The sequence below is a fragment of the Oleiphilus sp. HI0061 genome (assembly GCF_001635675.1).
The window spans coordinates 1-945 of the sequence record NZ_LWFE01000042.1 but is presented as its reverse complement, the minus strand read 5'-3'; the positions used below and the strand labels follow the sequence as shown (position 1 = coordinate 945).

The window sequence follows — 945 nt, the reverse complement described above, 5'->3', positions numbered from 1 at the left end:
CTAGCTTATCATTACAATGAATGAGCCTGATGTGTGCTCCACAATCTTGAAGCGCCGGGTATTGCATCATTTCAATACCCGCTTGTTTTATTATCTGGGATTGTTTGAGCTCGCCAAAGTCCCAGGCAGTAATATCAACTTGTTTTTCAGGTCGGTTCTCTTCCAGTTTTGCGGCGTTTTTTGCCAAATGCTCAACTTTTTGCGAAAGCTTAACGAGGTCCCTACCCTGGTTAATCAGCCGGCCTCGCTCATCCAGCACTTTAATGTTAAAGCGCAGGTGACTGTCTAGTGACTCAAGATTCCAGGCCTCAATAGGAATAGATATGCTGCCTATAATTTTTAGCTCATCACTAAGAATCTCAAGCAAAGGGCGTGAACTAGCTTCAACCTTTGGCAGTATCTTGTCTACAACATCCGGCACAGGAACAAAGTGCTTTCGCAAAGTTCTGGGAAGCGTTTTGATCAGGTGGATGCATTTTTCACGAAGCAAGCCAGGAACTATCTTCTCGAGTTTATCTACAGTTAGCTGTTTTATTGCATTAATTGGCACCGAGATATTTACACCATCATCTTCAGCGCCGGGTTTGAACTGGTAACTCAGAGGAAAGCGTATGCCATTATTTTCAATATGTTCAGGATATAGGCCCGGATCGAATGAATCCGCATTTTCGCTGCGCAGCTGACCTTTTGTAAACCGTATTAGCTTTGAGTCAGCTTCGCTTGCTTTTTTTGCCCACTTTTCAAATGCAGCACCACTCACAATGTGTTCAGGTAAAGCCTTATCGTAAAGTCCGTATATCACCTCATCATCGACCAGGACATCTTTACGACGCGTGCGGTCTTCAATCGATTCCACTTCATCAATAAGCTTTAAGTTATGAGCGATAGCCTTATTTTTGGTGCGAAACTCTCTCTCTATGAGTCCGGTGCGAATAAATATTTCAC

At 43.5% G+C, this 945-nt stretch carries 1 protein-coding gene; it reads right to left on the bottom strand.

All coding sequences use genetic code 11. From position 1 onward, the window contains the following. Positions 1-945 (bottom strand): DUF3418 domain-containing protein (locus tag A3735_RS00675; protein ID WP_156499280.1); only part of this gene is annotated, 945 nt, incomplete at both ends.